21 protein-coding genes are annotated in these 26,144 nt (G+C 46.2%); 5 read left to right on the plus strand and 16 right to left on the minus strand.

What is annotated here, in order from left to right:
- Nucleotides 1-3: 3 nt before the first annotated feature.
- Genes HMPREF1705_RS10040 through panB form a run of 4 tightly spaced genes read right to left on the minus strand, consistent with a single transcriptional unit; the run spans nucleotide 4 to nucleotide 4,111 of the window.
- Nucleotides 4-1,008, minus strand: a complete 1,005-nt coding sequence (locus tag HMPREF1705_RS10040) for a pyridoxal-phosphate dependent enzyme (RefSeq protein ID WP_009200902.1) — start codon at nucleotides 1,006-1,008, stop codon at nucleotides 4-6.
- Nucleotides 1,008-2,243, minus strand: a complete 1,236-nt coding sequence (locus HMPREF1705_RS10045; RefSeq protein WP_009200901.1) for a Glu/Leu/Phe/Val family dehydrogenase — start codon at nucleotides 2,241-2,243, stop codon at nucleotides 1,008-1,010. The genes HMPREF1705_RS10040 and HMPREF1705_RS10045 overlap by 1 nt, the downstream gene beginning before the upstream one ends.
- 21 nt (nucleotides 2,244-2,264) lie before the next feature.
- Nucleotides 2,265-3,221, minus strand: coding sequence for a hypothetical protein (locus HMPREF1705_RS10050; RefSeq protein WP_009200900.1), 957 nt, complete (start codon nucleotides 3,219-3,221; stop codon nucleotides 2,265-2,267).
- Between the two features lie 32 nt (nucleotides 3,222-3,253).
- Entirely contained in the window at nucleotides 3,254-4,111 is an 858-nt protein-coding gene (gene panB, locus HMPREF1705_RS10055; RefSeq protein WP_009200899.1) for a 3-methyl-2-oxobutanoate hydroxymethyltransferase, read from the minus strand.
- Nucleotides 4,112-4,421: 310 nt separating this feature from the next.
- Between panB and HMPREF1705_RS10060 the strand changes: the two genes are divergently transcribed.
- Nucleotides 4,422-5,243, plus strand: coding sequence for a formate/nitrite transporter family protein (locus tag HMPREF1705_RS10060; RefSeq protein WP_009200898.1), 822 nt, complete (start codon nucleotides 4,422-4,424; stop codon nucleotides 5,241-5,243).
- 72 nt (nucleotides 5,244-5,315) lie between these two features.
- On the opposite strand, the gene HMPREF1705_RS10065 is transcribed toward HMPREF1705_RS10060, so the two are convergent.
- The 5 genes from HMPREF1705_RS10065 to HMPREF1705_RS10085 all read right to left on the minus strand — a co-directional run bounded on the left by HMPREF1705_RS10065 (nucleotide 5,316) and on the right by HMPREF1705_RS10085 (nucleotide 10,740).
- Complete coding sequence (locus tag HMPREF1705_RS10065; protein WP_040347925.1) at nucleotides 5,316-6,830, minus strand: dipeptidase; 1,515 nt, start codon at nucleotides 6,828-6,830, stop codon at nucleotides 5,316-5,318.
- 120 nt (nucleotides 6,831-6,950) lie between these two features.
- Nucleotides 6,951-7,430, minus strand: coding sequence for an Hsp20/alpha crystallin family protein (locus tag HMPREF1705_RS10070; RefSeq protein ID WP_009200896.1), 480 nt, complete (start codon nucleotides 7,428-7,430; stop codon nucleotides 6,951-6,953).
- A gap of 213 nt (nucleotides 7,431-7,643) precedes the next feature.
- Nucleotides 7,644-8,132 (minus strand): YbaK/EbsC family protein, encoded by a 489-nt coding sequence (locus tag HMPREF1705_RS10075; RefSeq protein WP_009200895.1) that lies wholly within the window; start codon nucleotides 8,130-8,132, stop codon nucleotides 7,644-7,646.
- A 7-nt stretch (nucleotides 8,133-8,139) separates the two neighbouring features.
- Nucleotides 8,140-10,110 (minus strand): lytic transglycosylase domain-containing protein, encoded by a 1,971-nt coding sequence (locus HMPREF1705_RS10080; RefSeq protein ID WP_111089614.1) that lies wholly within the window; start codon nucleotides 10,108-10,110, stop codon nucleotides 8,140-8,142.
- Nucleotides 10,111-10,254: 144 nt separating this feature from the next.
- Complete coding sequence (locus HMPREF1705_RS10085; protein WP_050767852.1) at nucleotides 10,255-10,740, minus strand: metal-dependent transcriptional regulator; 486 nt, start codon at nucleotides 10,738-10,740, stop codon at nucleotides 10,255-10,257.
- 106 nt (nucleotides 10,741-10,846) lie between these two features.
- Between HMPREF1705_RS10085 and HMPREF1705_RS10090 the strand changes: the two genes are divergently transcribed.
- Entirely contained in the window at nucleotides 10,847-11,188 is a 342-nt protein-coding gene (locus HMPREF1705_RS10090; RefSeq protein ID WP_040347922.1) for a helix-turn-helix domain-containing protein, read from the plus strand.
- A gap of 2 nt (nucleotides 11,189-11,190) precedes the next feature.
- Nucleotides 11,191-12,549: an MATE family efflux transporter gene (locus HMPREF1705_RS10095; RefSeq protein WP_009200891.1), complete on the plus strand. Its 1,359-nt coding sequence runs from the start codon at nucleotides 11,191-11,193 to the stop codon at nucleotides 12,547-12,549.
- A gap of 12 nt (nucleotides 12,550-12,561) precedes the next feature.
- Here the strand turns inward: HMPREF1705_RS10095 and HMPREF1705_RS10100 are convergent, their stop codons facing one another.
- Nucleotides 12,562-13,728, minus strand: a complete 1,167-nt coding sequence (locus HMPREF1705_RS10100) for an HD-GYP domain-containing protein (RefSeq protein ID WP_009200890.1) — start codon at nucleotides 13,726-13,728, stop codon at nucleotides 12,562-12,564.
- Nucleotides 13,729-13,918: 190 nt separating this feature from the next.
- Nucleotides 13,919-15,058, minus strand: a complete 1,140-nt coding sequence (locus HMPREF1705_RS10105; protein ID WP_009200889.1) for an aldo/keto reductase — start codon at nucleotides 15,056-15,058, stop codon at nucleotides 13,919-13,921.
- 207 nt (nucleotides 15,059-15,265) lie between these two features.
- Here HMPREF1705_RS10105 and HMPREF1705_RS10110 point away from each other — a divergent pair, with 207 nt between their 5' ends.
- Nucleotides 15,266-16,252, plus strand: a complete 987-nt coding sequence (locus HMPREF1705_RS10110) for a YrbL family protein (protein ID WP_009200888.1) — start codon at nucleotides 15,266-15,268, stop codon at nucleotides 16,250-16,252.
- A 316-nt stretch (nucleotides 16,253-16,568) separates the two neighbouring features.
- On the opposite strand, the gene HMPREF1705_RS10115 is transcribed toward HMPREF1705_RS10110, so the two are convergent.
- The 4 genes from HMPREF1705_RS10115 to HMPREF1705_RS10130 form a co-directional block, all read right to left on the minus strand.
- On the minus strand, nucleotides 16,569-17,738 hold the full coding sequence (locus HMPREF1705_RS10115) for an ABC transporter permease (protein ID WP_009200887.1): 1,170 nt from the start codon (nucleotides 17,736-17,738) through the stop codon (nucleotides 16,569-16,571).
- Nucleotides 17,738-18,814 carry an ABC transporter permease subunit gene (locus HMPREF1705_RS10120; protein WP_009200886.1) on the minus strand — a complete coding sequence of 359 codons (1,077 nt, stop codon included), beginning with the start codon at nucleotides 18,812-18,814 and terminating at the stop codon, nucleotides 17,738-17,740. The genes HMPREF1705_RS10115 and HMPREF1705_RS10120 overlap by 1 nt, the downstream gene beginning before the upstream one ends.
- Nucleotides 18,814-20,409 (minus strand): sugar ABC transporter ATP-binding protein, encoded by a 1,596-nt coding sequence (locus HMPREF1705_RS10125; RefSeq protein ID WP_009200885.1) that lies wholly within the window; start codon nucleotides 20,407-20,409, stop codon nucleotides 18,814-18,816. The genes HMPREF1705_RS10120 and HMPREF1705_RS10125 overlap by 1 nt, the downstream gene beginning before the upstream one ends.
- Before the next feature lie 109 nt (nucleotides 20,410-20,518).
- A complete protein-coding gene (locus HMPREF1705_RS10130; RefSeq protein ID WP_040347920.1) occupies nucleotides 20,519-21,646 on the minus strand; it encodes a DUF3798 domain-containing protein in 1,128 nt (375 codons plus the stop codon).
- Between the two features lie 419 nt (nucleotides 21,647-22,065).
- Here HMPREF1705_RS10130 and HMPREF1705_RS10135 point away from each other — a divergent pair, with 419 nt between their 5' ends.
- Nucleotides 22,066-22,530, plus strand: coding sequence for an MATE family efflux transporter (locus HMPREF1705_RS10135; protein ID WP_009200883.1), 465 nt, complete (start codon nucleotides 22,066-22,068; stop codon nucleotides 22,528-22,530).
- A 342-nt stretch (nucleotides 22,531-22,872) separates the two neighbouring features.
- Here HMPREF1705_RS10135 and carB read toward each other — a convergent pair whose 3' ends face one another.
- Nucleotides 22,873-26,001 carry a carbamoyl-phosphate synthase large subunit gene (gene carB, locus HMPREF1705_RS10140; RefSeq protein ID WP_009200882.1) on the minus strand — a complete coding sequence of 1,043 codons (3,129 nt, stop codon included), beginning with the start codon at nucleotides 25,999-26,001 and terminating at the stop codon, nucleotides 22,873-22,875.
- Nucleotides 26,002-26,144 lie beyond the last annotated feature (143 nt).

Here is a 26,144-nt window from a genome sequence, read left to right on the forward strand (position 1 = left end):
GGATCAAATTTGCAATTGTTTCAACAGAGATCGTGCTTCACAATTCGAGCCTGACAATATGATCGCTGTTTTGCCTGTTCCGCTTGCTTTATTACTAAGCAATGCAGCGATGCCGGCTACACCGGCGCCTTCCAACAACCAATGATGGTTTTCCAAGGTAAAGGAGAGAGCATTTTCGATCTCCTTCTCGCTTACCAATACGATCTCGTCCACTAGATCGCGTACCATTTCAAATGTATATCTGTTGTCCAACCCTATTCCTCCAAGCAAGGACTCTGCAATTGAGTCAACTTCTTTCATCTCTATAGGATGACCTGCCTTTATGCTTTCATACATTACAGGGGCGTTCTCGATGGAAACGCCGATAACTTTGATACTCGCCCTTGCGGACTTCATTGCAAGGGCGATGCCTGAGATCAAACCGCCGCCAGAAAGAGGGACAAGCACAGACGAAATCGAAGGTTCATCTTCTAGCAATTCCAGCCCTATCGTCCCCTGTCCTGCAATGACAAAAGGATCATCGAAGGGATGTATCAACGTCAGACCTCTCGTTGCAACAAGTTCTTTTGCCATTTCACCCGCTTCATCCTGTGTATCGCCGCTTACGACGACTTCAGCTCCAAGGGCTCGCATGAACTCAATGCGCTTTGGACTTAATTTAGCGACACGTTTTGAAACGCATACTACCGCAGGTGTATCGGTCTTTTTTGCTACCCAGCATGTGCATAGTCCGTGGTTTCCAGTGGAAAAGGTGACCACACCCCTTTTTCTGTCGGTCGGGGATAGGGAAAGTATCTTGTTAGTCGCTCCTCTAACTTTAAATGCCCCAGGGTCTTGTAAAAATTCAAGCTTTAGAAAAACGTCATGATCGAAAAGAGTCGAAAGCGGATCTGATTTCACGAGCGGCGTGTGGCGAACGAGCGGTGATATGCGCTTTTTTGCCTCATATATGTGAAGTAGGTTCAAATCAATTGTATGGGAGCAAATGCTATGGCTTTCTGCCTTCATCAAAGAAGCCCCCTCAGTTTCATGGCTTTTACTATCGCCTTTAAAGCATTTACCCATGCAGCAGTTCTAAAAGAGATATGTAACTCTTTTGCAGTGTTTTTCATGGAAACGTAGGATTTTATTATTTGGTTTTCCAGTTTTGCTTGGACAGTCTCCAGGTCCCAGTAATTATCGGTGGCGCATTGCGATCTTTCGAAGTGACATACTATAGCGCTGCCCGCGTTGGCGACCACATCGGGCACGACAACAATTCCTCGAGAATACAGGACATCGTCGGCCTGAGGGGTTATGGGTCCGTTGGCCCCTTCGATTATGATCTTAGCTTTTATATCTCCTGCATTTCGAAGGGTTATTACGTCTTCAACTGCGCTAGGGGCGAGGATGTCGCAATCACAAAGCAGTATCTCTTCATTGGTGATTTGCCTGGCGTCGGGGAAAGATACTACTGAACCGGTCATTCTCGAGTATTTGAGCAAGTCCTCTATATTGATCCCATCGGGATTGAAGACTCCTCCCTTAATATCGCTTACAGCGACGACCTTAAATCCTGCACTTTGCAGGTATTTTGCGTAATGGGAACCTACGTTTCCAAAGCCCTGTATGGCTACTTTGACGTCTTCGGGAGCCCAGTCCTGCTCTTCGCATATTTTCAAAGTAAGATGATACATACCTCTTCCCGTGGCGTCTTCTCCTCCCAAAGAACCGCCCAGAATCCTGGGCTTGTCATTGACGGCGCCAGGCGAATGAATTCCCGTTATTTGTTCGTATTCATCGAGCATCCAGGCCTGTGTTTTTGCGCTAGTGTTGATATCTGCTCCCGGCACGTCCACCTTGGCACCTCTCGGGAAAAGTCCTCTGACGTAACCTCTGACTAAGCGCTCGAATTCACCTTCGGACAAAAGGGTGGGATCAGCATCGATCCCACCCTTAGCTCCTCCCGCTGGAATACCATTGGCAGCATGTTTGATACTCATGACTAGAGCCAGACCCTTAACTTCGTCGGCGGTCAGGCCGGCAACTATACGAGTACCGTCCCCGGAGACGCCCAAAGCATCGTTATGCACGACGCGATATCCGGTAAAATACCGAACCTTCCCGTCGTCCATGCGCAGGGGTATCTGAAACTCCAGCACCCGCTTGCATTTAAGCAGCGCATCCAATATCTCTTCATCCAAATTTAGAGCTTTGCTCGCTTTTTTCATATAGCCAATGGTGTTATTCCACAGATCAGACATCAATTAACCTCCTAAAGCAAATCAGTCGACTACAGGTATTCGTAAATCCTTTGGTGACATCTCGGACATCTTCAGTTCCGGTGCTCGCCTTTCCATGATCTCCTGTAGTATCTGGGCGATCTTAACCTTCATGCGAATGAATTCGTCGTGCCAGCTTTCAGTCATCCAGGGCTTGTAAATATCGGCCTCGGAAGTGCCTGGCTCTATCTTGAAGTAGACAGGAGATGCGACGCGCACTATTTCTGGAGCATCATAGGCTCTGTACATGCCCCCGAAGGCATCGACGATGATCATATAAACATCGAGAGGGATGTCTACAGCTTTTCTAATGCTGGAAAGTATGGGAAGAGATACATCGGATAGGGGATTCATGGAATTGACGCCCATGCTCTCAAGCATCTTTGCCCCTGCCGGGTTGCAGTAGCCTCCGAAGACGGACCACTTAAAAGTTGTTTCCTTCGGTATAAATCCTTCTTCTCGCATTTTGGACAGGATCATAAGGGCACCTTCGTCGTAGACAAGGAAACCCCTTATTCCCGCTTCAAGGTTTCGCATAAGGTCTTCGAACCAGTAGGCCAGGTTGTCGGATCCACGAAGCCTGAAACCCTGCAATGAACCTTCCTTCGTGCTCATTTCCTTCGATCCCACATCGAAGGCCTTTCTGTGTCCCATGGTCATGATGACTTCGATACCTTCGTCGTTTGCAATTTTCGCCATCTCTTTCAACTGATCAAAGGTAAGATAGGAAGACCCTCCCACTGTACAGATGGCCCGGTGCACTTTGACCTTTCTTTTTTTCGCTTCATCGACCATGGCTTTAAATGTCGACGGATACTCTACTCCTGCTATTTCTATTCTGTAGTTTGCGCCATCAGGAAAGGTCTTTTCCGATGTGGGCAGCCCCCACCCATCCGACCCCGGGACATTCAATTTTTCCATAAAGGCACGTATTTCGGAAAGCTTTTTTGCTTTAAACATTTTTCACCCTCCAGATATTTTATTAAAAGGTGCTATGACCTTCTTAACTCCTCAAGCATCTTCTGATATTCCTCGGCCGTCTCGGGCAGTATGTGGTAGCAATGCTGATCCTCCGGGAATTTGCCCGTCTTAACGTCCTCTATATATGTCTTGAAGGCCTCTATCTCAATTTCCGCGACGTTTGCGTACTTCTTTACGAACTTTGGAGTGAAGGCCTGGAATAACCCGAGCATGTCTCCGCATATGAGAAGCTGTCCGTCGCAGGGCGCTCCTGCTCCTATGGAGTAAACGGGTATGGAAAGGTCTTTTGCTATGAATTCGGTCAGTTCTGGCGGCACCGCCTCAAGAAGTAGGGCGAAAGCTCCTGCTTCCTCTATAGCTCGAGCGTCCATTATTAGGTCTTTGGCGCTTTTTGGGTCTCTGCCCTGTGCCTTAAATCCCCCAAGTACTCCTGAACTTTGAGGGGTAAGACCGATATGTCCCATGACCAAGATCCCTGCGTCGGCAATGGCCTTTATCCTCGTTATGACCCTTCTTCCGCCTTCAAGTTTCACGGCGTCCATGTCGGCTTCCTTTAAAAACCTTCCTGCGTTATACACGGCGTCTTCGTCGGATATCTGGTATGACATGAAGGGCATATCGCCTATGCAAAAGGTATTAGGAGCACCTCTTCGCACTGCCTTACAGCAGGTGATGCATTCTTCCATCGTCACAGGTATGGTCCCCTTGTAGCCCAGCAGTACCATCCCTAAGCTGTCTCCTACGAGTATCATATCCATCCCTGCCTGTTCGGCAAAGGATGCCGTGGGAAAGTCATAAGCCGTTATCCATGCTACGGGCTCTCCTTTTTCCTTCATCTTCATGAAGTCCAGACGTGATTTCTTTGACATGTAGATCCCGCCTTTCGTGCGTTATATTTGTCTTTATCCGTCGTATGTCGTGTGTCGACATTAGACATTTGTTAATATATGGTAAATTTTTATAATTGTCAAGGGATAGGCGAATGTCTGCATAAGGAAAATTCTGCAAGAAGTTTCATCACATTCGGGTATGTTTTCAGTGAAAATACAATATGCAATATAATATAACGAAAGGACGAGCTTGATTTGATTGGGGCATATGTGTCGACATTCGATTGCACAAATGATATAAATTATCGGTATGACCTATATAAAGACAATATTTTGAGGAGGTCTTGAAATGAGCTTTAAATCGCCTGCAGATATAGCAAACAGCGCTTGTGCGACAGCGACCGGCAAATGTAGTTTGCGAATTTCTCAGATGCTTTTTCTTGGTTTTTTAGCTGGTGCCTATATAGGCTTTGGCGGGTTTCTTTATACCGTCGTGACACAGGACCTCAGCCAATATGTCGGCCTTGGCCTGTCTAAACTGGTTGGCGGCGCATCATTTACCGTCGGATTGATGTTGGTAATCATTGCCGGAGGCGAGCTTTTTACGGGGAATTGCTTGATCCCCATTGGAGCTTTGGCAGGTTGTGTAACTTTGAAAGAAATACTTAAAAACTGGGTTATCGTTTACTTTGCAAACTTGATTGGATCGCTTTTCTTGGCTTATTTGATATATCGTACAGGTTTGGCAAGTGATGCCGTAGGATCGAACGCGTTGAAGATAGCATCGGGCAAGATGTCTTTGCCCTTTGAAATTGCCTTCTTTAGTGGCATTCTGTGCAACTGGCTTGTAGTTTTGGCCGTGTGGATGGCTATGGCCGCCGAAGATATAATCAGCAAGATATTTGCCATATTTTTCCCCATCATGGCCTTTGTGGCCTCGGGTTTCGAGCACAGCATCGCCAATATGTACTTTATGGCCCTTGGCATTCTTCTAAAAAACAACGAAGGGCTGGTCTCTCAAGCCGGTTTAAGCTCCCACTCACTCGACGCTCTTTCTGTTGGCGGCTTTTTAAACAACATCATCCCCGTTACTTTGGGGAATATCATAGGAGGCGTTGTATTTGTAGCTCTGTTTTACTATTTGGCCTATAAGGATAAAATTAAAGCTTGATTTTTTATTTTATATTTACAAAAGACAGCGCCCGGCCTTTTAATCCGGCGCTGTCTTTTGTATTAAAAATCTTTAATGTGACATGTATTTTGTTTTCAATATATGGATCATGTCTTTTGCTCGGACGAAAACTTCTGTGGATATTCCCTTCGAATAGTCCGTAAGAAATTGGATGGCCAAATCGGGGTCTGCGTTATACATCTCCAAAAGCATTTTCTCCAGATAAGGTTGTCTTTCTATGTTTTGACGCTCTGTCTTTTTCCATTCACTCCTGACCCAATCTATCTCCTCTTTGTAGTTCATGCCTACCAGATTTTCTAGCTCCGTAAAGGTATAGTAGGCAGAGGCGTCATTAAATTGGAGGACCTCAGGTGCCGGATCAAAGTGGTAATCTAGGAAAGATCGTTTAGTATTAAGTGGGGTCTCTTGAGCGACCTGCCATTGATGAGGGATTTCCAAAATTCCCAAATACCAGGGAACGTAAACACCGGTGCAGGGCGATCCCGTGGCTAGCCAGTATATGTTCCCTATCTCTTTGGGCATTCCACTTCTTAACTGGGCTATAAATGAGGTATTAGTTGTGGCAACGCAAATCTTTCTTACACCGACGCTGTGGGGAGTCCCCTTTTCATAGCCTGGGTTTTCATCGAGCTCTGTATTTTCGTAGTGGAATCTGAGTATATCGGCCATATCCTCCAAGCCCAGCTTGCGATTAGGCTTGACAGTGGTGGGCAATTTCCATTCGCCCTCCAAGAAGACGGGGTTTTTACCCGTCAAAAGGTAATGAGCTCCCCACTGTCTGTATGTATTTGACTTGGCCGTTAGGCTTTCGGGGTCGGCAAAGACTTTGGCGAAGTCGAAAGGTTCCTTTTCATCGTACCACCCCTTCTCGATCGCATATTTCTTCAATCCCTTGGACGCAATGAAGTTTTTGGTATCATTGAAATCAACATCGTGTATCACGTAGACGTTGGGAATGAAATAGACTTGGTCGTCGGGCACTCGCATGGCTACATAATGTTTGCCCCTCATTGCATGTAAAACCCATCCTTCATTCGAGTCGGCAATTTGATATGAACGACCCGGATGAGCGTAGCCGAACTCATCGAGCAACTTGGCAGCGATTTCTACACCTTCTCTGGCGGTTGAAGCTCGCTGGAGAATGATGTGGCGCAACATGTATCCAATCCCGCCGTCGGTAAGTTCTGCCTCCTCAGATTGCACTCTCGAGCCAGCCCAATTGCTTCCCAGGGCCACCCCTTTTTCGTTTATGCCTCCGTCGCTCCACTCCAACCCTACGTTTTCGGACCAAATATAGGCGTATGTCTCTGGAACCTGTGGCACTTTGCCGCCTCGCCTCAACTGGACATATTCGTTATCTTCGTGTTTCATGCGTGGAACATACCAGTGCAGGGTGTTGCATATTCCTCCGTTGTCCTCGTTGTGACCCAATAAAACCGAACCGTCGTTAGTGGTGTTCTTCCCGGCAATTATCGTAGTGCAGGCGAATGACGCAGCGCCAAATAGGAGTATTGTCAACATTATGAGTCCAAACCCTACCAAAAGGCTGTTAAGAGATATCTTCACTTTGCAAGCCTCCTTCAATTTGTTTGAAAAAATGCCTTTTACTCTCCCCGTAAAATGGGAAAGTAAAAGGCATTTCGTCTTACCTATTTATCTTTCAAATCGTTAGGGCCGGAAGAGCTTTTAATCTTCGGTTTCAATATTGATCCGATAGCCACCTTCCTCTTCGAGTTCCTTTTCAGGTATGGCGATCACCAGAAGCCCGTTTTTAAATTTGGCCTTGGCCTTTTCGGGTATCACTTCGACAGGAAGCGATATTACCCTCGAAATCTTGCCGTAGTACCTTTCAGATCTTATTACATCCTCGGACTCCACTTCTCTGCTGGCACCCTTTTCGGCCCTCAAGAGTACCTTGTCTTCATATACCTTTATATCCACATCGCGTGGATCAATACCCGGCATCTCCGCCTCGACTATCACGTTTCCGTCTTTGCGATATACGTCTACCGATACCGCACCTCCACCCAACACCGGCGGCACAAATCTGCTAGCAAAATCGTCAAACACTCTGCTTATCTCCTCCTGTAGTCTATCTATTCCCGTCATCCAAGGGTTCCACCACAGTCCGCGTCCTCTTCTTTCCGGTAATTCAGGTCTTTTCATGGAAGATCACCTCCTGACTTTGATCTTTCTTGACCTTCGATTTCATTGTACCAAAAAAACCGTTTAGTTCAAATAATTTCAATGAAATTTAGCGGCAACTAATCTAACCTGCTAATAATAATACCATATTTTATGGCGTCTTTCTCCGTATATTTCATGATTTCTCAAGTTTCGGAAGAATTTTAAGACCTGGGCTTTAGGATCCAACGCAGCTCACTGCTTTTTGAGGTCGCAGACTAAACCGCCTGTGAGCGCTACAAGTTCATTCGGCGATACAGGAAAGAAGGCGTGATCGTTGCCAGCGGCAGCCCATAGTGTGTCGTATTTGCGTACATCTTCATCTATCAATGCTTTCATTTTAATATTATAACCTACCGGCGGAACGCCGCCCACTTTATATCCGAAATTTTCTTCGATATAATCGGGTCCGGCCATCTTGATCTTACGTCCTCCGAGGGCTTTTTTAACCTTTTTTATGTCGACCTTATTTGAGCCGCTCATCAGGACCAAGACAGGTTCTTCGTCAACGAGGAATATGAGGCTTTTGAGGATGTGTTCTTCAGGCACGCCTATCGCCCTTGATGCGTCTTCTACGGTGAATATGGTTTTGTCGCTCACCAGAATTTCACCCTCATATCCAAGTTCCTTTAATTTTTCCCATACCCTTTGGACTTCTTCCGTGTAATGCCGATCTGCGTTCATGATTTCACTACTTCCTTTCGTCTATAGTTCCATATAAGGCTCTGTAAACTTTATAGTTGGATAAGACTTTTCTTACGTAAGTCAAGGTTTCTTCAAAGGGTATGTCTTCGATCCATTCTATTTCGTCGAAATCGTCCTCCTGAGGTAACCATCGCAATACGTTGCCAATGCCTGCGTTGTAGGCAGCTAGCGCTAAGGGCAGTTTCTCTAGCCTTCCGATAAGCCAGGAGAAATGAGCTACGCCGAGGCGTATGTTCGTATCAGGGGAATATATATTGTAATTTTTAATTTTCAATTTTGTAGCTTCGTCCTTTGCCGTCGCTGGCATCAGCTGCATCAACCCACTGGCTCCCACCCAGCTTGTGGCATTGGGGTTGAAGGCGCTCTCTTGGCGCATGATGGCCCACACCACATGGGGATCTACGTTGAAATCTTTGCAGGATACCTGAACTTCCTGCGCGAAAGGAGTGGGATATAGGGCTTTCAGTAAATCCCTGTAGTACAAGTTTTCGGCCTTTAAAGAATATTCGAGGGACCTTACAACGTTATAAGCGATGTCGAAATTGCCCAGCCACTCATAAATATGAGAAGCCCTGAAACGAGCCGACGGTGTATTTTTCTGAGACAAGATCCTGCTTTCCCAAAAAAGAAACCCCCATGCTTCCATGTCGCTCGGTTTACTTTGAAGTTCCTCTGGAAGGCCTTCTTTTATCTTGCCTTCTATATTTTCGACTAATAAGCCGTAGTATGATAGAGGGTAATTAGCCTTTATCTGGTCTTTAAGCTTCAAAGCTTCTTCAGTATTTCCCGATTCTTCAAGAGCTCTTGCTGCCCAGTAGAGGTTCCGGGAAGCCCAGAGTGCATCTCCTTTATAGGTACTTGCCCGAATGAAAAATTCGGCTGCGTTGAGATTGTCTTTTTCTTTCCAGAATTTCCATCCCATCCGCCACAGCAGTTTCATCGAGTAAAAGTCGTCTTTCCCGGAAAGAAGCCTTACTGTCAGAGCTTTTGCAGTAGCATTGTCACCGCTGTCTTCGTAGAAGGATATGAGGTGATAGAGGGCGGCCCTTGCCGTTTCGCCGTCGGGAGCAGCAAGGTTCTTTAAAATTTCTATCGCCGTGGCGTTTCCAAGCCTCGCCAAAGTGGCGAGCCTTCCAACAGAAGCAACGGAGTAATCCCCGCCCTTTTTTGCCAGTTCGCCCCAAAGAGCGGCCGCCTCTTCGTAATTTTTAAGCCTGTAAAGGGCATAGGCGCGATAGTAATAGGCCTTTTTCCAAGAAGGAGAGCTTTCATCCACTTTTTTTAGAAACTCCACGGCCTTCCTGTAGTCTCCGTTTAAAAAGGCTGCATGGCCCAAGTAGAGGCATACTCTTGAGTCTTTTTCGCAATCCTGACTTTGCAGAAAGCTCAATGCCGTCGAGTTGCGCGGCTGAAGATCCAACAGGGCAAAAGCTTCCTCAAGACCTGCCGACTTTATGGAAAACAGCGCCGTCAGTGCCTGAACCTTTTGGGGATCATCAGAGGCAGAAGACAACATGGCTCGTGCCCACTTCTCCTTTTCGTCGCCGTCTTCTACCCGAAAAAGGGCGTAAGCGACGTAAAAACGAAGCGGTTCGGGTGATTTCGGCCACAACTTATAGAGCAAAGCCTTTGCCTCACTTTCTTGACCTGTCCGTTCAAAGGCTAAAGCTGTATAAAACTTGCCGAAGGGCCTTACCGAAGGCGGGAAATCGTTCTGTATCCTGAGCAATATCTCCAGCGCCTCGTCGAATCTGCTCTGAAGCCAGAGACCGTTGGCGTAGACAGACCATTCTCTGGGAGAAAGCGAATTACCCGTCAACGCTACAAATTCGTCAAGCTGTCCCCACTGTTTTGCCAGAAAAAGGTCATCCACGCTATCAGCTAAAGCCGGCTTTCCCAAGAACGTCAAGCAAAAAAAGACCGATACCGCACCAAATAATGCAAGACACTTTCGCAAAGGTAAATTCCCCTTCCCCTAATACGATATCGCTTCTAGTATAATATATCCCATGATAAATTAAAAACTAAATATCATGGGATATATTTTTCGAAATCCTGTGTTATAAAAAATATTTGACCTTAAAAATGACGTCGTTGGAGTTTACTTCTTTTGGGTAACCTCCGAGCAACAACAGCACGAAATGCCTTCCGCGTCTTTTGAATTTAAAAACTGTCTGAAATGTTCCAGGAATTTTGGCTTTTCGTAGGGGCAGGTATGGAGAAACTCGATAAATGATACGAGGCGTTCCAGACAGCTTAATGAGATGTAATGTTCAATGGCGCAGGCATTTTCCTTCGCCTCATCGCTTGGCAGTTCCAGTACATCTTCGAAGAAACGCCTTATTAACTGCTCTCTTTGTATTAAAGACTTTGCCTTTTCCCTACCCGGTTGCGTAAGCTCGAGATAGCCGTAGGGCTCCTGGGCCACAAGACCGTCTTCCTTTAACAAAGATATTATGCCGACGACGGTAGGAGCCCTAACTCCCATGACTTGAGCTATATCTTTTATGCGAACCGCCCTGTTCTTTTCTGCGAGCTTGTAAATCTCCTTGATGTAGTCCTCTTTTCTTGGAGTCAGATTAGACATTAGCATCACCTATCTTTTTTAGCTTAGTATAATTATGGAGGACATTTCATGTTTAGTCAAGATAATGCTATCATATAACGTACACTTTAAAGGGGTGCGAGATCTTATGAGTTTGGGTCTGAAGATCAAAAGGATCAGGCAGCAGCGGGGGTTGACCCAGGGCGAATTGGCCAGTATCGTTGGGGTTAGCTCCGGCTACATACAAGCTTTGGAGAGCAATAGGAGAAACGGTTCCTTGAAAATACTAAAGAAGATAGCCGAGGCGTTGGCCGTCGACACATCGGAGCTGCTTGAAGAAATGCAAGAAAAGGCGAATAAAGTACATTTAGATGCGCTGTTATCGGACAGATCTACCGAAATTTGGTATGGGGGCAAGAGGGTGGACGAAAGAAAAAAAGACATGCTTAGAAGGGTATTGGACGCCATTTTGCTGAACGAGGGAGAATAGATATGCAGATAAGAAAACCGACTAACGTTGACATGGGAAGCGATTCGGTTTCCCGTGTATTGACGCGACTTGCCATTCCTTCGATGATTACCATGTTTGCCCACACGATTTTTCATATAGTCGATACCATGTTCATCGCCTGGCTTGGGACCGTGCCGCTGGCGGGCATGTCTTTGATGATGCCGGTGATATTCGTCGTCTATGCCCTCATGAGCGGCTGCACGATAGGGGCTACCACCCTTATAAGCAAAAATTTAGGCATGGGAAGACTTTATCGAAGTCGCTATCTGGCGAACGCTGCCCTATCTTTAGTATTTTTGATATCTCTTTTTCCATGCCTGCTTTTAATTCCCTCTATAAAGGAGCATTTCTTCTCCTTTCTGGGAGCAAGCCCGGAGGCTCTTGTGCATATAAACAGATATCTTTTCTGGCAGGTTTGGTCCTTTCCCGTTGCCTCTTGGTCTCTTTTGCTAGATGCCGTTTACAGGAGCCAGGGAAACGCCACCATGCCGATGTACGCGTTATTGATAGGGAATGCCGTAAATATAGCTTTGGATCCTCTGCTGATCTTCACCTTTGATATGGGCATCGGAGGAGCTGCTCTGGCGACCCTTGTGGGCAGAATTTTGACCTTCGCTTACTCTTTTTTGAAGTTGAGACACTACAGTGATATATATCCCAAGCTTATCTTGACCAGAAATACGATCCCAACGTGGCGAAGTATCGTAGTCATCGGTTTGCCTCTTTCTCTTTCTCAGATCAGCTTTTCCGTCGGCGCCGCGCTGTTAAACAAGATATTTGCGCAGTATGGGGAAGCTGCCATTAGCGGTTGGGCTTTGGGCAACCGCATAGAGGATATCGCATTCTTGCTGGTGTTTGGGTTGAATGCCGCCCTTGTCCCCTTCGTCGCCTATAATTTGGGAAAAGGAGAGATAGAAAGGGTCAAAGAGGGGCTTGCCTTTGCATGCAAGTGGGCTTTCATATTGATGTGCAGCGTGGGCGTCCTTTTGTACGCATTTCCCTCGATGTTTCTCGCTGTCTTCAAGCCCGAGGGACTGACTCTAAGTTATTCGGTTGCCTCCATAAGGGCGTCGACGACGGCCTACCCCCTCATAGCCTTGACTATCATCATTGGCGGTCTTTTTCTTGGCGCAGGCTATACACAATATAATTTTTATGCTCAGATTATACGAAACATTTTAGTTCGATATCCCGCAGCACTGCTTTTGAACGCAATGTTTGGCATAGACGGAGTATGGTGGTGTCAGCCCGTATCTTCCGTAGTTGCCTTCTTCGTATCGCTTTATTTTTTGAAGAAACTCAAACCGGCCATCCTAGATGTTCGGGAGCAATTTACTTAGAACAGATCTGTCTTATTTACTGAAGTTCCCTACGGCTTTTTTTATGTACAAATTGGGGGTATTTCTCAAGTTCACTACCTTTCCATCGCGTCCATTGCCGGAGGTAACTTCTGCCCAGGAGCCCATCAGCTTAACTGTGGGTCGAAACAAATCACCCTCATTGCAGGCAATTACAACGGCTATGTTGCCGTCGGACAACTCCACAATCGTCCCCGGCGGATACAAACCTAAAGCTGATACCAGTTCCCGCGAAACTTTTGGATCGAAATGCTTACCAGTATCCTTAATGATCAAAGATATAGCATTATACAGAGACACACCACTGCGATAGACGCGATTTGTAGTAACTGCGTCGAAGACGTCTGCCACCGCAACTATTCTTGCTTCAACGGGAATGTCCTTGCCCGTTAGACCCTTGGGGTATCCCTTTCCATCCATTCTTTCGTGATGGAACAAAGTAACATTTAGTATTGTTTCGTCGGTAATCCTCGCCTCCCTTAGAATTCCAAACCCTAGTAACGGGTGGCCCTTCATCACTGCGAACTCTTCGGCTGTTAAGGGGCAAGGTTTGTTTAAAATTTCTAGAGGAATCCTTGTCTTGCCTACATCGTGCAGCAATCCTCCGATTACGATCTTCTCGGTTACACTATCGCCCTTTAATAGCTTTCCAGCCAAAAAACCAGAAAGCAATGAAACATTGAGAGAATGTACGAAAGTATACTCATCTCTTTCCTTCACTTTATATAAGGAAAGAGTAATGGCCTCGGATTCTAATATCTCTTGAGTCAAAACCCGTGCCGTATTCAACAGTGGTTCGTACAGCTCCGATAATGCCTCTCCTTTTGCAATTCTGTTGTAAATGTCATTAATCTGATATAGCGCCATTTCCGCTAGTGATTTGTCAATTTGCCGATAGGGAGGGACGGATTGATAATCGTTCTCATCCTGTATTGATGTAATTAAGGAGGCATCCGAATTATTGTGAAGATAGATGTTTATATATTCTACCCCTTCAGAAATGAGTTTTCCCTTTAAGATATTGATGGCCCTATCGTCTAGAAGAGCTAAATTCGAGCCACGAGGCAAAAGAAGAGCCTTATCATTGGATACAACATCTTCGGCTACAATGCCACTACAACGTTGCAATTCTTTGACAGGAACTCTGATAGCTTGCAACATTAAATTACCTCAACCGCCCTTAATTTATTTTTTCTTATACATTAATATATTTGATTATACCTCCTTTAAATTTTAAAAGCAATAAAATTTAGCTAAATAATAGCGGCTCACAAGGGAGCCACTATAAACTGCTACTTGCTTCAGTCTACCCGTTGCATAGGCCCGTATTTTTCGCTCACTTGGGTTATAGTCATTTTTTGACTCCTTGGGTCGTTTCTTTTTCAGCCTCAAGTTCTTTGGCGACATCCCTTAAGGCATCGATGATCTTTATGTGTTGAGGGCAATGCTCCTCGCACTGACCACAGGCAATGCAGTCCGATGCCTTGCCATGTTCCCTGGCTAAGTTGTTGTAAAAAAATACTTGCACTGGCGTAGGCCCAAAGGTCTTGCGCTCATTGAATATGGCAAAGTACTCAGGTATTGCTATATGCTTGGGGCAGCCGTCGACGCAATATCTGCAGGCCGTGCAGGGTATCACGACCTTCTTCTTTATTATCTCTACGGACTCTTTTATGATCCTCATTTCTTCGTCGTTCAAGGGGACGAAGTTTTTCATGACGCTTACGTTATCGGCCATCTGCTCGAAGCTGCTCATGCCGCTTAGCACCATGAAGACGTTTTCAAGGGAAGCAGCAAACCGAATTGCCCAGGAGGCGATGCTCAGGTCGGGATTGTATTTTTTAAACAGCTCAACCGCCTCGGGAGGGACGTTGGCAAGATATCCTCCCTTGACAGGTTCCATCACTATTACCGGCCTTTTGTGCTTGGTTGCCACTTCGTAACATTTGCCCGACTGGATAAGCTGGCTATCCCAATCCAGATAGTTTATCTGAAGCTGCACGTATTCTATCTCGGGATGCTCCATTAGTATCTGGTCCAACAGAGCAGCCTTATCGTGAAAGGAGATGCCGATGTGCCTGATTTTGCCCTGTTCTTTGAGCTTTTTTACAAATTTAAATCCGCCCAGCTTTGAAGTCTCGGCGTAGCGTTTGACGTCCAAGCTGTGAAGGAGATAGTAATCAAAATACGTTACACCGCATCTTTCGAGCTGCTCCTCAAAAATGGCCTCGTAATCTTCATATTTAGTGGCAATCCAGGTGGGTAGTTTGTCGGTTAAAGTGAAGCTTTCTCTGGGATGCCTTTCGACCAATGCCTTTCTTATCGCAACTTCGCTTTTTCCCTGATGGTAAGGATAAGCTGTATCGAAGTAGGTAAATCCCTCCTCGAGGAAATGGTCTACCATTTTGTTCAACTGTTCCTGATCTATGCTCTCAGGGTTCTCGGGATCAATCAGGGGCAGTCTCATTAGTCCAAAGCCGAGTTTTTTCATAAAGCTTTCCCTCCTGCTTTCGTAATTTTTGATACATGATATAGCATACTACCTAGAGTATGCCACAAGTCAAGTTTTTTTGATGTCAACACCTGAACGAAATGGATCACGTAAGACATATTAAGTATATTTTGATATCATACTTAAATCGGTGTAATGTCCTTTTGTCAATAATAGCTTCGTCGAGAGGTTCAGGGGGAAGGCAAAGTGTATCCTGATGAGGTCGCAAACGTCGTTAAATTGATCCAAAACTGCAAATATGATAAAGCTTTGCCCGAAGCTGAAAAGGCCCTGTCTAGGGCAACAAAAGAGCTTGGTGGCAACCACCCCGATTTGGTCGTGTATTTGGATCTTTTAGCAGAAATTTATGAAGCGGAAGGTCAATACAGCAGAGTAAAAAAGATTCGCAGGAAAGCGCTCAAGATTTGGATGAACGCCTTTCTCCCAAAGGATAGCTATAAGTACTTTTTTGCCGATCTTTTACCGTTTCTTTTTGAAAGAAAGCCTTTGCAGCCGCGCTTTTTTTCAAACGAGGTCATGCCCTTAGACTCTGACCTTTTAATTCACAGCGGAAGCAAGAGGGACACCTTCGTTCATCCCAAAGATCCCCGCCTTTGCATCAAAATAGATAGGCTCTGGAAAGAAGGCTATCGCCTTTCACCAAGAAAGCGCTTGGAGAGGATTTTAATGCCATGGCTCATTGATTTTTGGTCAAACCGCGAAGAGGCAAGGGTGTACCGTTCTACGGCACTCAGAGTGGGAAAAGCTTTTTACGAGCATGCACCGAGATGCTTTGGCATAGCGATGACGAACCTGGGGCCGGGGCTGGTAGTCGAGCGCATTTGCAACGAAGACGGTTCGTTTTCTAAACCAATTGACGTTTTCGTCAAAGAAAACCCTGACAAGGCAGGACGTGCCCTTGAACTTTTAAGGGAACTTTACGATTTCCTGGTAAGCCACAAACTGGTGATCTACGACTGGGCCAACCCGGCAAACTTTTTGGTGCGCCAAAGCAAGTCCAAGGGAGACAAGATCGTCGTCGTGGACTGGAAGACGGAGGGCACGGCCGATAAGGATATACCGCTGCGCGATATCTTTCCCGCCTTGGCTTTAAAGAAGATGACCTACGAATACAATTGTTTATATGAGAAGATATCGCGCCTATGCGACTTTAAGGATAATCAATCGGCTTGAATTACCGCCTTGGCCTTTTCCCTGCCCAAGGCGGTAAGCTCGATATATCCGTATGGCTCCTGCTCAACGTATCTGTCTTCTTATAACATGAAAACTATCCCTACAACGGTTGAAGCCCTCACCCCCATGAATTGAGAAATATCTTTTACGTGTACTGCCCTGTTTCTTTCGCTGAGATTATATGGCCTTAATGTAATCTTCTTTTCTGGGCGTTAATCCAGACATTATGCATCCTTTAGTCAAATCGGGGGTTCATTGAAAAGTGCGCAATGAAAGCCCAGAAAGAGTTCATCTTGTCCAGATTAATCGTTATTTTTTATTCTCCACTGATATCAGCTTTAAGCAATGCTATTCTTCTTTGTTCTTGTAAGCTCTGCCAGGCGTGAAGCGCCAAGGCAACGCCTATTACTCCGTATGTCACAAAAACCCTGAAGTACTCCCCTATCATTGCGTCTCCGACAAGGTTTTTTCCTGCAAGGGGAGACACTATAAAAAGGGTATGAAACAAAAGCGTTCCAAGCAAAGCTTGACCAACTGTGGCCTTTTTAACAGATGCACCTCCAATCAATATGGCTGCAACGGCAAAAGTGCCGACCTGGACGTGACTTCCATAAGTATTGATGTTGCCCAAGTTCTGGAGAAAAATAACCTGTCCAAGGCCGGCTAATATCGTTGAAAGGATAACAGCGATAATCCTGACTCTATCCACGTTGATGCCCGATGCCTCTGCAACATACATGTCCTGCCCCACTATTCTAAACTCCTGGCCAAGCTTAGTTTTTACAATGTAATGCGTAAAGAGGCACAAGGCCAAAATCGCCAGAAAAGTTGCAACGGGTATTGACACCGGGAAAACGTGACCCGGGATCTTCACTTGTATTTTTAAAAGGTTATCCAGGGCGTATTGCATGGATTTAATATCCAAAGTATTCCTCAGTCCTATACTGCCAGGAATGAGCATCGATGGAACTTTTATGGGTATGATGTTTCCCATGAAGTAAAGACATATTAACTGGTAGATGCCGTTTGCAAAAAATCCTAATATGATTCCCGTGATCATTTCCTTTCCCTTTGCATGGTTAAAAAGAATCCCCGTTAACCAGCCAAACAAAATGGCTAAGGGTATCGATAAAAGTGCAGTCGTCGTAAAGCCAGTCAGCCCTGCCATTTGCCAATTTACCGTGGCGACATAGGCAAATTGCCCGGCCATGGCCCCTAATACGATGCCGAAGTTTAGTCCCATGCCGGCCAAAACAGGAATTATGAGGGAGATCACTAAAAAACTGTTTCGGGCCATCCGAGTGATGATCTCATTGAGTAAAAAAGGCAGCGGTAATCCGCTGTAGTACCCACCAATGACGCACAGCACAAAGAAAAAAACGGGCACGATATTTTTGCGCAAAAACCACTTCAGCTCGAATTGTTTTTTTTGCGATTCATGCATGTTGTTTGAAGTCGAAGAGAGAACTTTTTCATCTTTAGCCATTAGGCGCCACCTCCAATTTCCCGGCGTGTCAATGCATAAAGAATGATGCCGTTGCTTATTATTATCCTTGCGACCTCAGCAAGATTCTCAGATATGATCAGGTTAGCAACGGGCATAGAAACAACCAGGATCGACTGGAAAAGAAAACAACCTACCGTGGCATGCCAGATGGTCGCTCGGTTCAAGGTTGCTCCTCCTATTAGTATGGATGCCACAGCAAAAAAGGCCATGAAAAGAGGGGCCATGTAAAGTTGCAAAAAACCAAATGTCTGGGCATATACGATGATGCCCACTGCTGCCAAGGCTTGAGAAACTACGGAACCTATAGTACGATAGCGATCTATGGAAAGACCGCAGGATTCTGCAAAACGAGGACTTTCTCCCACCGTCGAAAGAGCCACTCCGGTTTTAGAATGCATAAAAAGCCACACTATTAAACAAAAAGCTCCGTAAAAAAGTAGCAATCCCGTTGGTATTGTGACACCAAAGACATCAAAGGCAAGAAAGTTATTTAAAATCTTGTCGAAGCGGCCTTCCAAGGCTATAGTTACACGTAGGCCACTTCCCCCGTAGGGCCAAATCATTTCAGGGCTTTTAAAGGGCGCCAAGAACCAAAAAATGCACATCAATGAAACGATTGAAAAACCAAAATATGTTCCCACCGTCATTTCCTGCCCCTTGACCTTATTGAGCAGTAAACCATACAAATAACCTGCTATGGCACCTAACGCTCCACCCAGACCAACCGCAAAGAAAAAGGCTTGAAAACCCCTTAAATCAAGTTCTATGCTGAGCACGGCCGCAATTAGTCCACAGGAAATTCCCAGTGGAAGGCCAAAATTAGGCCCTGTCCCTGATCTTATCGTTGGAATCATGGCCAAAACCAGGATGACGTTCATTCCGAAACGACTCAGCATGCTCGAAAGTATCTGATCCATGGGAAGATCTAAGATCAGTGCAGCAATTAAGAGGATGATCAAAAAAAGGAGTATTATGGATCTGGCTACTCCAAAACTTGCGACGCCTTCTTTTATCCTTGGCCATAAGCTATGTTCGTTGAAATCACCCGAAGTCATCAAAATACCCCCTCCTTAACAGCCGAAAGTTCCCCTGCCATCATTAAGCCAAATTCTTTGTCGCTCGCGTCAACGGGAAGGATGCCCTGCAAGCGACCTCTGTAAATGATGGCAATCCGGTCACAAATGGAACGAAGTTCGGCAAGTTCGGAAGATGTCATGATAATTGTGACTCCCAGCTCTTGGTTCAGCTGCAAAAGCAGATCGAGTACGATCTTTTTAGCGCCCACATCAATCCCACGTGTCGGTTCAGAGACAAAAAGGATCGACGGTTCCAAGGTGAGTGCTTTGGCTATGCAGACCTTTTGTTGATTGCCTCCACTCAGACGCCTTACTATTTGATTTGGACCGGTGCAGCGTATATCCAGATCTTTAATCATTTTAAGTGCGTGTTTTCGGATTGACTCTCTGTCTATCATGTTAAGTAGATATTTTTTAAGAAACTTGCCTCGGCTCAACAAGGCCTGGACAGCGATGTTAAGCTCTATCGTTTCGTCTAAAAGAAGTCCCATTCCTCGCCTATCTTCTGAGACAAAGGCCATGCCGCTGCTTAGCGCCGAAAGCGGAGAGTTAAGCTCAACTTCGCCATGGTTTGCGACGTGAACATAACCTCTGGCAGGGTATAATCCCATGATGCCATTGGCGATTCCTATTTTCCCATGACCGGCTAAGCCGCCGATCCCCAATATCTCTCCCTCACGAACATTTAAAGACAAGCCCGAAACTCTTTCTCCCGGCATATCGACGTGAAGGTCTTTAATCGTGAGTATCGGTTTCGCGTCTTCTTCAAAACCCCTGCGAGCTCGAGCTGATATATCGACTTTACGTCCAACCATGAGTTCTGCGAGGACATCAATGGTGGCTTCCGACGATGGAAGCTTACCGACCACTTCACCATCCCTGAGAACAGTGATATTATCGGCCACTCGCAAGACCTCATTTAACCTATGAGTTATAAAAAGGATAGAAATGCCTTCTCTGGAGAGCTTTTTCATTACCTCTATCAGCGTTTCGGCGTCTTTTTCCGTCAGTACGGCTGTAGGCTCATCCAGGATCAGCAGTCTTAGAGACTCTTTATCCAGCTCTCGGGCAATTTCAATAAACTGCATAAATCCAACGGGCAATCCAAGGACGGGCAACATTTCATCTATATTTAACTCAACCCGATCCAATGCTTTCCTTGCATCCTTTTTCATTCTTTCAAAATCAAGGATTCCAAGTTTTTTTCCAAGCAACTTGCTAAATAAGTTATCTTTAACGATTTCACGGTTTATCTTTATGTTTTCCGTTATGGTCAGCCCGGGTAACAACATGAATTCTTGATGCACCATGCCGATCCCTAATTCCAGGGCATCATAGGGCGAGTTTACTTCTACCGGCTCTCCATCCATAAAAATCCTGCCTTCAAAACCTCCCGTATTTCTTATGACTGGCATCCCAAACAAGATATTCATTAACGTTGATTTTCCGGCTCCATTCTCACCAACTAGGCCGTGAATCTCGCCGGGGGCAACAGAAAGATTCACTGAGCGCAAAACCTTGTTGCCGAAATATTCCTTGCTTATATCTCGCAATTCCAGACGGGGAGCTTCCATTAAGAAATTCCTCCCTCCTTCAGATAAAGTAAGCTACAACGTAGCGGGGTCGCTCATTGGCGAGCAACCCCGCTAGAGCTTTTAATGTCTTTGTTCAAACGTATGCTCTCTATTTATTTGCGCCAAAGATTATTGACTCCCCAACGATGAGCAAGAAGTTATCTGCTTTTACTCCAGCTTCGACGTTTTCGTACGATCTTACCCTGGACTCTTCTCCAAAGTACTTATAAAGCAGCTTTTCCATATGAGCTCTATCGTACCCCGATACTTTGCCATCGGCGACATCAAAGGCATACTCAGTTGAAGCATAGGTAAATGCCATGTTGGCGGGAACTTTCCAAGTCGCAAATCTTCCGGCCCTGCCTGCTTCGACAACCTTTTCTTCAATGGCTTTTAAGATGAATTCCACATCTCCAGCTTTATCTGGGGGTATCTCTATCCCGAGTGCTCCAGGGTATCCGTGATAAGGGCTGGGACAGCACTGCTCAGGGAAGATGGCTCCTGTCGTCATGACAGCCTTTATTAACGGTTCTTGCATTCCACAGTTCGTACTGAAAAAGGCAGTATCCACGCCATATTTCTCCACCTGACGGGGAATGTCTTCCAGGATGAATTGCTGTGTTCCAGCTATTCCGGCATCTCCGGTTGGATCGGGTGCGTTGATGAAAACAAACTCAATCCCTCGCTTTTCGCATTCAGCCTTCATGATGTCCCTGCGCTCAGCAAGAAGGGGATAAGACATGTGTCGGGGGAAGGAAATATGACAGAAGGTCTTGGCGCCCATTTTTTCAGCTAGCTCAACGATCGTGACACCACGCATGGGATTATCTGTCTCAAGGCAAATATCTGCTTTTTGGATGACTAACAAAGGATCTTCATGGGGAACTATATTGATGAAAAACATATCGGGACGAAATTCTTTAACCTTATCGATGGCCGCTGCCGAACCGGGAACACCTTGCACCAACACTATGGCCTTTACGTCCGGGTCGGAAGCCATGCTCATGATTTGTTGAATAGTGGTTTCTTGCTCGTCCATGAATTTATCAGGGTAGGTTACGTGAATTACCCTGTCTTTGCCATATTTTTCGATCATCTCAAGTGCGGCTCTATACTCTTCTTCCCCTTGAGATGTGGTGCCTGTCATGATCCCCACCTTGGTGGGACCGGCAAAAGCCACGCTTGCAAAAGCTATGGCAACAATAGCAACCACCATTACGTGAAATAACCTTCTCATTTAACCACTCCTCCTTATCGCGATATCGCGATCGTGACGTAACGACGCCTTTTATAAACGCAAATCCCCCTCACAAACAACTAGCCACCCTAATTACAGCTGCTTTTTGACTTCTTCCCAGGGATAATCTTTGCTCTATTCCCCCCTTTCTTTAAGTAGAGGACATTGAGGTTCATTTCATTTATGTCATAAACATTATTTATATTGCAGGCATTTGCAGATGATATGTAGCAGACATTGAGGTTCATTTCATTTATGTCATAAACATTATATTGCAGGCATTCGCAGAGGGTCAAGTTTGGAGTCTAGATAAAATTGGCGATTCGCAGATTGCAGATCCTCGTGGGTTTGTACACCCTTCGATACGTGTAAATATCTTTATGGTTGTATGATATAACTTGCAGATATGCTTTAAGTAAGTGAGTGAATTTTACGAATGGAAGCTTGCAGCTCCAATGATGATTGGCAGGTTGCTGCAGGATCTTTTCTCGATGGTGGACTTATATTTTGTCGGTGAATTAGGACATGTTGAAGTAGCCGCGCTTGCTATTGCCGGTACAGTTGTAGCGGTACTCGCGATGTTGGTTCAGGGCATTGCCGTAGGAACGATGGCTTTCATCGCACACTTTACCGGAGAAGGAAATCACGAGATGTCGGATATTGTTTTAGGGCAAACGCTTATTTTGGGTATTATCGGATCGGGCGTAATGTTATTAGTTGCGCTTTTTCTGGTGGATCCCATTTTAAAGCTTTTTGGAGCCACAGGTGATGTTTTTGTATATGCAGGAGAATACCTTAAGATAAACTTCGCATTTGCCATTTCCGTTTTCATTTTGGAATCATACTTTTCTTTAGCACCGGACGCTGGAGGAAGGTATATGTAAAGCATAAAAAGAAGTTGGCTCGCGAGGCTGGGTCCTTCTAAGCATCCGCGGAGTGTTCTTCATCCGGCTGTTAGCCTAAAGGAAGTTTACACAAAAGCAGGAACTTGGGCAAAGGATTTTTATTTAAGGAGGCGCCCCCTTTGAGCAATACCACTGAAGCCTTGAACATAAAAAAAAATTGATTAAAGACAACAATTACGATGAAGCTCTGAGCGAGACAAAAAAGCTCTAATGCGCGATATCTTTCCCGGCTTGGCTTTAAAGTAGATGACCTACGAATACAACTGTTTATATGAGAAGATATCGCGCCTATGCGACTTTAAGGATAATCAATCGGCTATATTAAGTATGGTTTCTGCCCGTAAGGGATGAGCCTACGGCCTGAGCTGCTTCAAGCGTATGAAGACAAAGCACCCGGCATTCAATGGCCGCCCTTCTCATGGCATAGCCGTCCTTCAGTGTATCCGTTTGAAGGGAAGGTATGTTTACAAAAACGTCGAACATTTTGGAACGAATGGCCGATATAAGCTCCGCCCCCTTGAGAACCTCTTTGGAGGGCAACCCCCATTTCTTTAGCGCCGCTGTCGTGCCAGGTGTAGCGTAAATTTCCCATCCCAGATTGTAAAATATAGAAGCTACAGGAGCCAGCAGAGATTTTTGGTCATCTCTGACGCTAAAAAGGATGTTGCCCTTCTCCGGGATCTTCCATCCCGCGCCCTGCAGGGCTTCCCATAAAGCCTCGGCAAAGGTCTCCCCCACGCCTAAAGACTCTCCAGTGGACTGCATCTGCGGACCGAGCCTGCTGTCTGCTCCGGGAAGCTTTTCCGTGGAAAAGACGGGTACTTTTACTCCCATTGGCCCTTTATAATCCAAAATGCCAAGCCCGTAACCTGCGCCTTTAAGGCTTTCTCCCAAGGCGATGCCGACGGCCAGATCTATCATGGGAATTTCCGTCAACTTGCTGGCTATGGGAACGGTTCGGCTGGCCCGCGGGTTTGCCTCTATTACGTAAAGCTTGTCGTCGTGACGGACGAATTGTACGTTGAAAAGCCCCTTTACGTTTAATACTTCAGAAAGGCAAGAAACTATACGAAGCATTTCATCTTTTTCCCGTGGAGAAAGGGAAAAATCAGGAAAGAGTGCGATGGAGTCGCCGGAATGCACGCCTGCAGGATCCAGGTGCTCGAATATACCGGGGATCAGTACGTCTTTTCCGTCGCAAAGGGCATCGACTTCAAACTCCTTTCCCTGAAGAAAACGATCGATCAGGAGGGCGACACCGGGAGCATGGGAAAAGGCAAGAGAGGCAAGCTTTTTGAACTCCTCCATTTCGTAAACTACCTGCATATCGACTCCGCCTATGACGAAGCTGGGCCTTATCATCACCGGAAAGCCCAACCTTTCGGCGATATCCACGGCCTCCTTCAAATTCCTTGCAGCCTCTCCCGGAGGATAGGGTATGTCAAGCTTGTGCAGTATATCGCAAAAACGTCCTCTATCCTCGGCCTCTACGATCGCCGATGCATTTGTGCCCAACATGCTAAAACCTTCTCCTGCCAAGGCAAGGCCCAATTTTAGCGACGTCTGCCCTCCAAAGGAGCAGAAAAACCCTTCGGCCCTTTCGCGCTTCAGAATGGCCTTAACGTCTTCGACGTGGAGGGGCTCGAAGTAAAGGGCGTCGGAAATGTCGTGATCGGTACTGACCGTCTCAGGGTTATTATTTGCCATTACGGCCCTAAAGCCCCTGTGCCTCAAGCTTTCAACGGCCTTTACGCAACAGTAATCAAACTCAACCCCTTGGGCTATTCTTATTGGACCTGAGCCTAAAACGATGATTGATCGAGCATCATCGCAAGGAGCGACTAAAGGAGCGTCATCTTCGTAAACGCCATAGAAGTACCCGAATCGAGAGCCTTCTCCTCCTACCTTTTTGTGCTTTATCTCTATATTGTGGCTCTGACGCAAGCCCGATATCTCCTCTGCCGACATTTCGCAGATAATAGCGATATCTTCGTCGCCAAAACCCGCACGTTTGGCTTCTGTTAGCACATCTCGGGTAAGTCCGGTTTTTAACCCTTTTTCTATCGAAACGATCTGTTGAAGTTGTGTTATAAAATAGGGATGTATGGCCGTAGCGTCCGAAATGTCATTTATGGCTTCACCGCGCCTTAAGAGCTCCAGGATGGCTCCCATACGCCTGTGGGTTGGGAGTATGCAGTGCTGCCACAGCTCGTCTTTTGTGGCCTTTTTAAAGTATTTGTCGGTGAGGGGTGAGGATGCGTCCAACGAACGGAAGGCCTTAAGTAGTGCGTGCACAAAGGAGCTTCCTATTGCCATGACCTCGCCGGTGGACTTCATCTGCGTCCCAAGCCGAATATTGGCGGTGGGAAACTTTTCAAAGGGCCAGCGGGGGTGCTTAATTACGATATAATCAAGCTCGGGCTCCGACAAGGCGTTGCCCTTTTCCGTGATGGGGTTTGGAAGTTCCGCCAGGCCTTTGCCCAGGGCAATCTTTGTAGCTATCCTCGCTATGGGATATCCCGTGGCCTTGCTTGCCAGGGCGCTTGACCTGCTGGCGCGGGGATTTACCTCTATGACGTAGTAGGAATTGCCCTCGGGCGAAAGGGCAAACTGCACGTTGCAGGCCCCGCGCACGTCCAAAGCCTTCGTAATTGCCAACCCGGCCGTGCGTAAAAGGTTCCACTCCTCTTTCGTAAGGGTTAGTACAGGCGAGACGACGATGCTGTCTCCCGTGTGAATCCCCATGGGGTCGACGTTTTCCATCCCGCAGACGCACAAACAGTCGCCTCTAGCGTCCCTTATCACCTCAAGCTCTATCTCTCTCCACCCTAAAAGATAATTTTCTACCAATACCCTGTGGACGGGAGAGGCCTGCAGGCCCTCTTTAATTCTTTCCTTTAATTCTTCCTCGTTCCAGGTTATGCCTCCGCCGGTGCCTCCTAAGGTAAAATCAGGCCTGACGATCAGGGGAAATCTTTGGCTTTGGGAAAACTCCAGGGCTTCTTCCATCGAGGAAACGGCAACGCTTTTGGGGACGGGTTGGCCAATGCTTTTCATAAGGTTTCTGAAGGATTCCCTTCCCTCGGCAGCCTTTATGGCGGATATCGGAGTCCCAAGGATCCTGACGCCTGCTTTCTTCCATATGCCTTTTTCTTCACACTCCACACATAAATTAAGGGCGGTTTGCCCGCCCAATGTGGCTATAACACCTTTGGGGTGATGTTCTTCGACTATGGCCTCAACGGCTTCGGCCGTTAGGGGTTTTATGTAAACAATGTCTGCCATCGCCGTATCCGTTTGTATAGTAGCGGGATTGCTGTTGAGCAGTATCACGCGGTAACCTTCTTCGTGAAGTGCCTTGCAGGCCTGGCTTCCCGCATAGTCGAACTCCGCAGCCTGGCCTATCTTTATGGGCCCAGAACCCAGGACAAGTATGCTTTCAGAAGACATCTAGCTTTGCTCCTTTCCAAATCATCAACAGAAGTTCCGTTATATAGTATAATTTAATCTAAAGTTTAATTTTCAGATCATTATAAAACCCCTCTCTTTCCTTTGTCAACTTTGAGGGTCGGATCTTTAATCTTGAATTTTTC

Source organism: Acetomicrobium hydrogeniformans ATCC BAA-1850 (genome assembly GCF_000160455.2).
Classification (GTDB): Bacteria; Synergistota; Synergistia; order Synergistales; family Acetomicrobiaceae; genus Acetomicrobium; species Acetomicrobium thermoterrenum.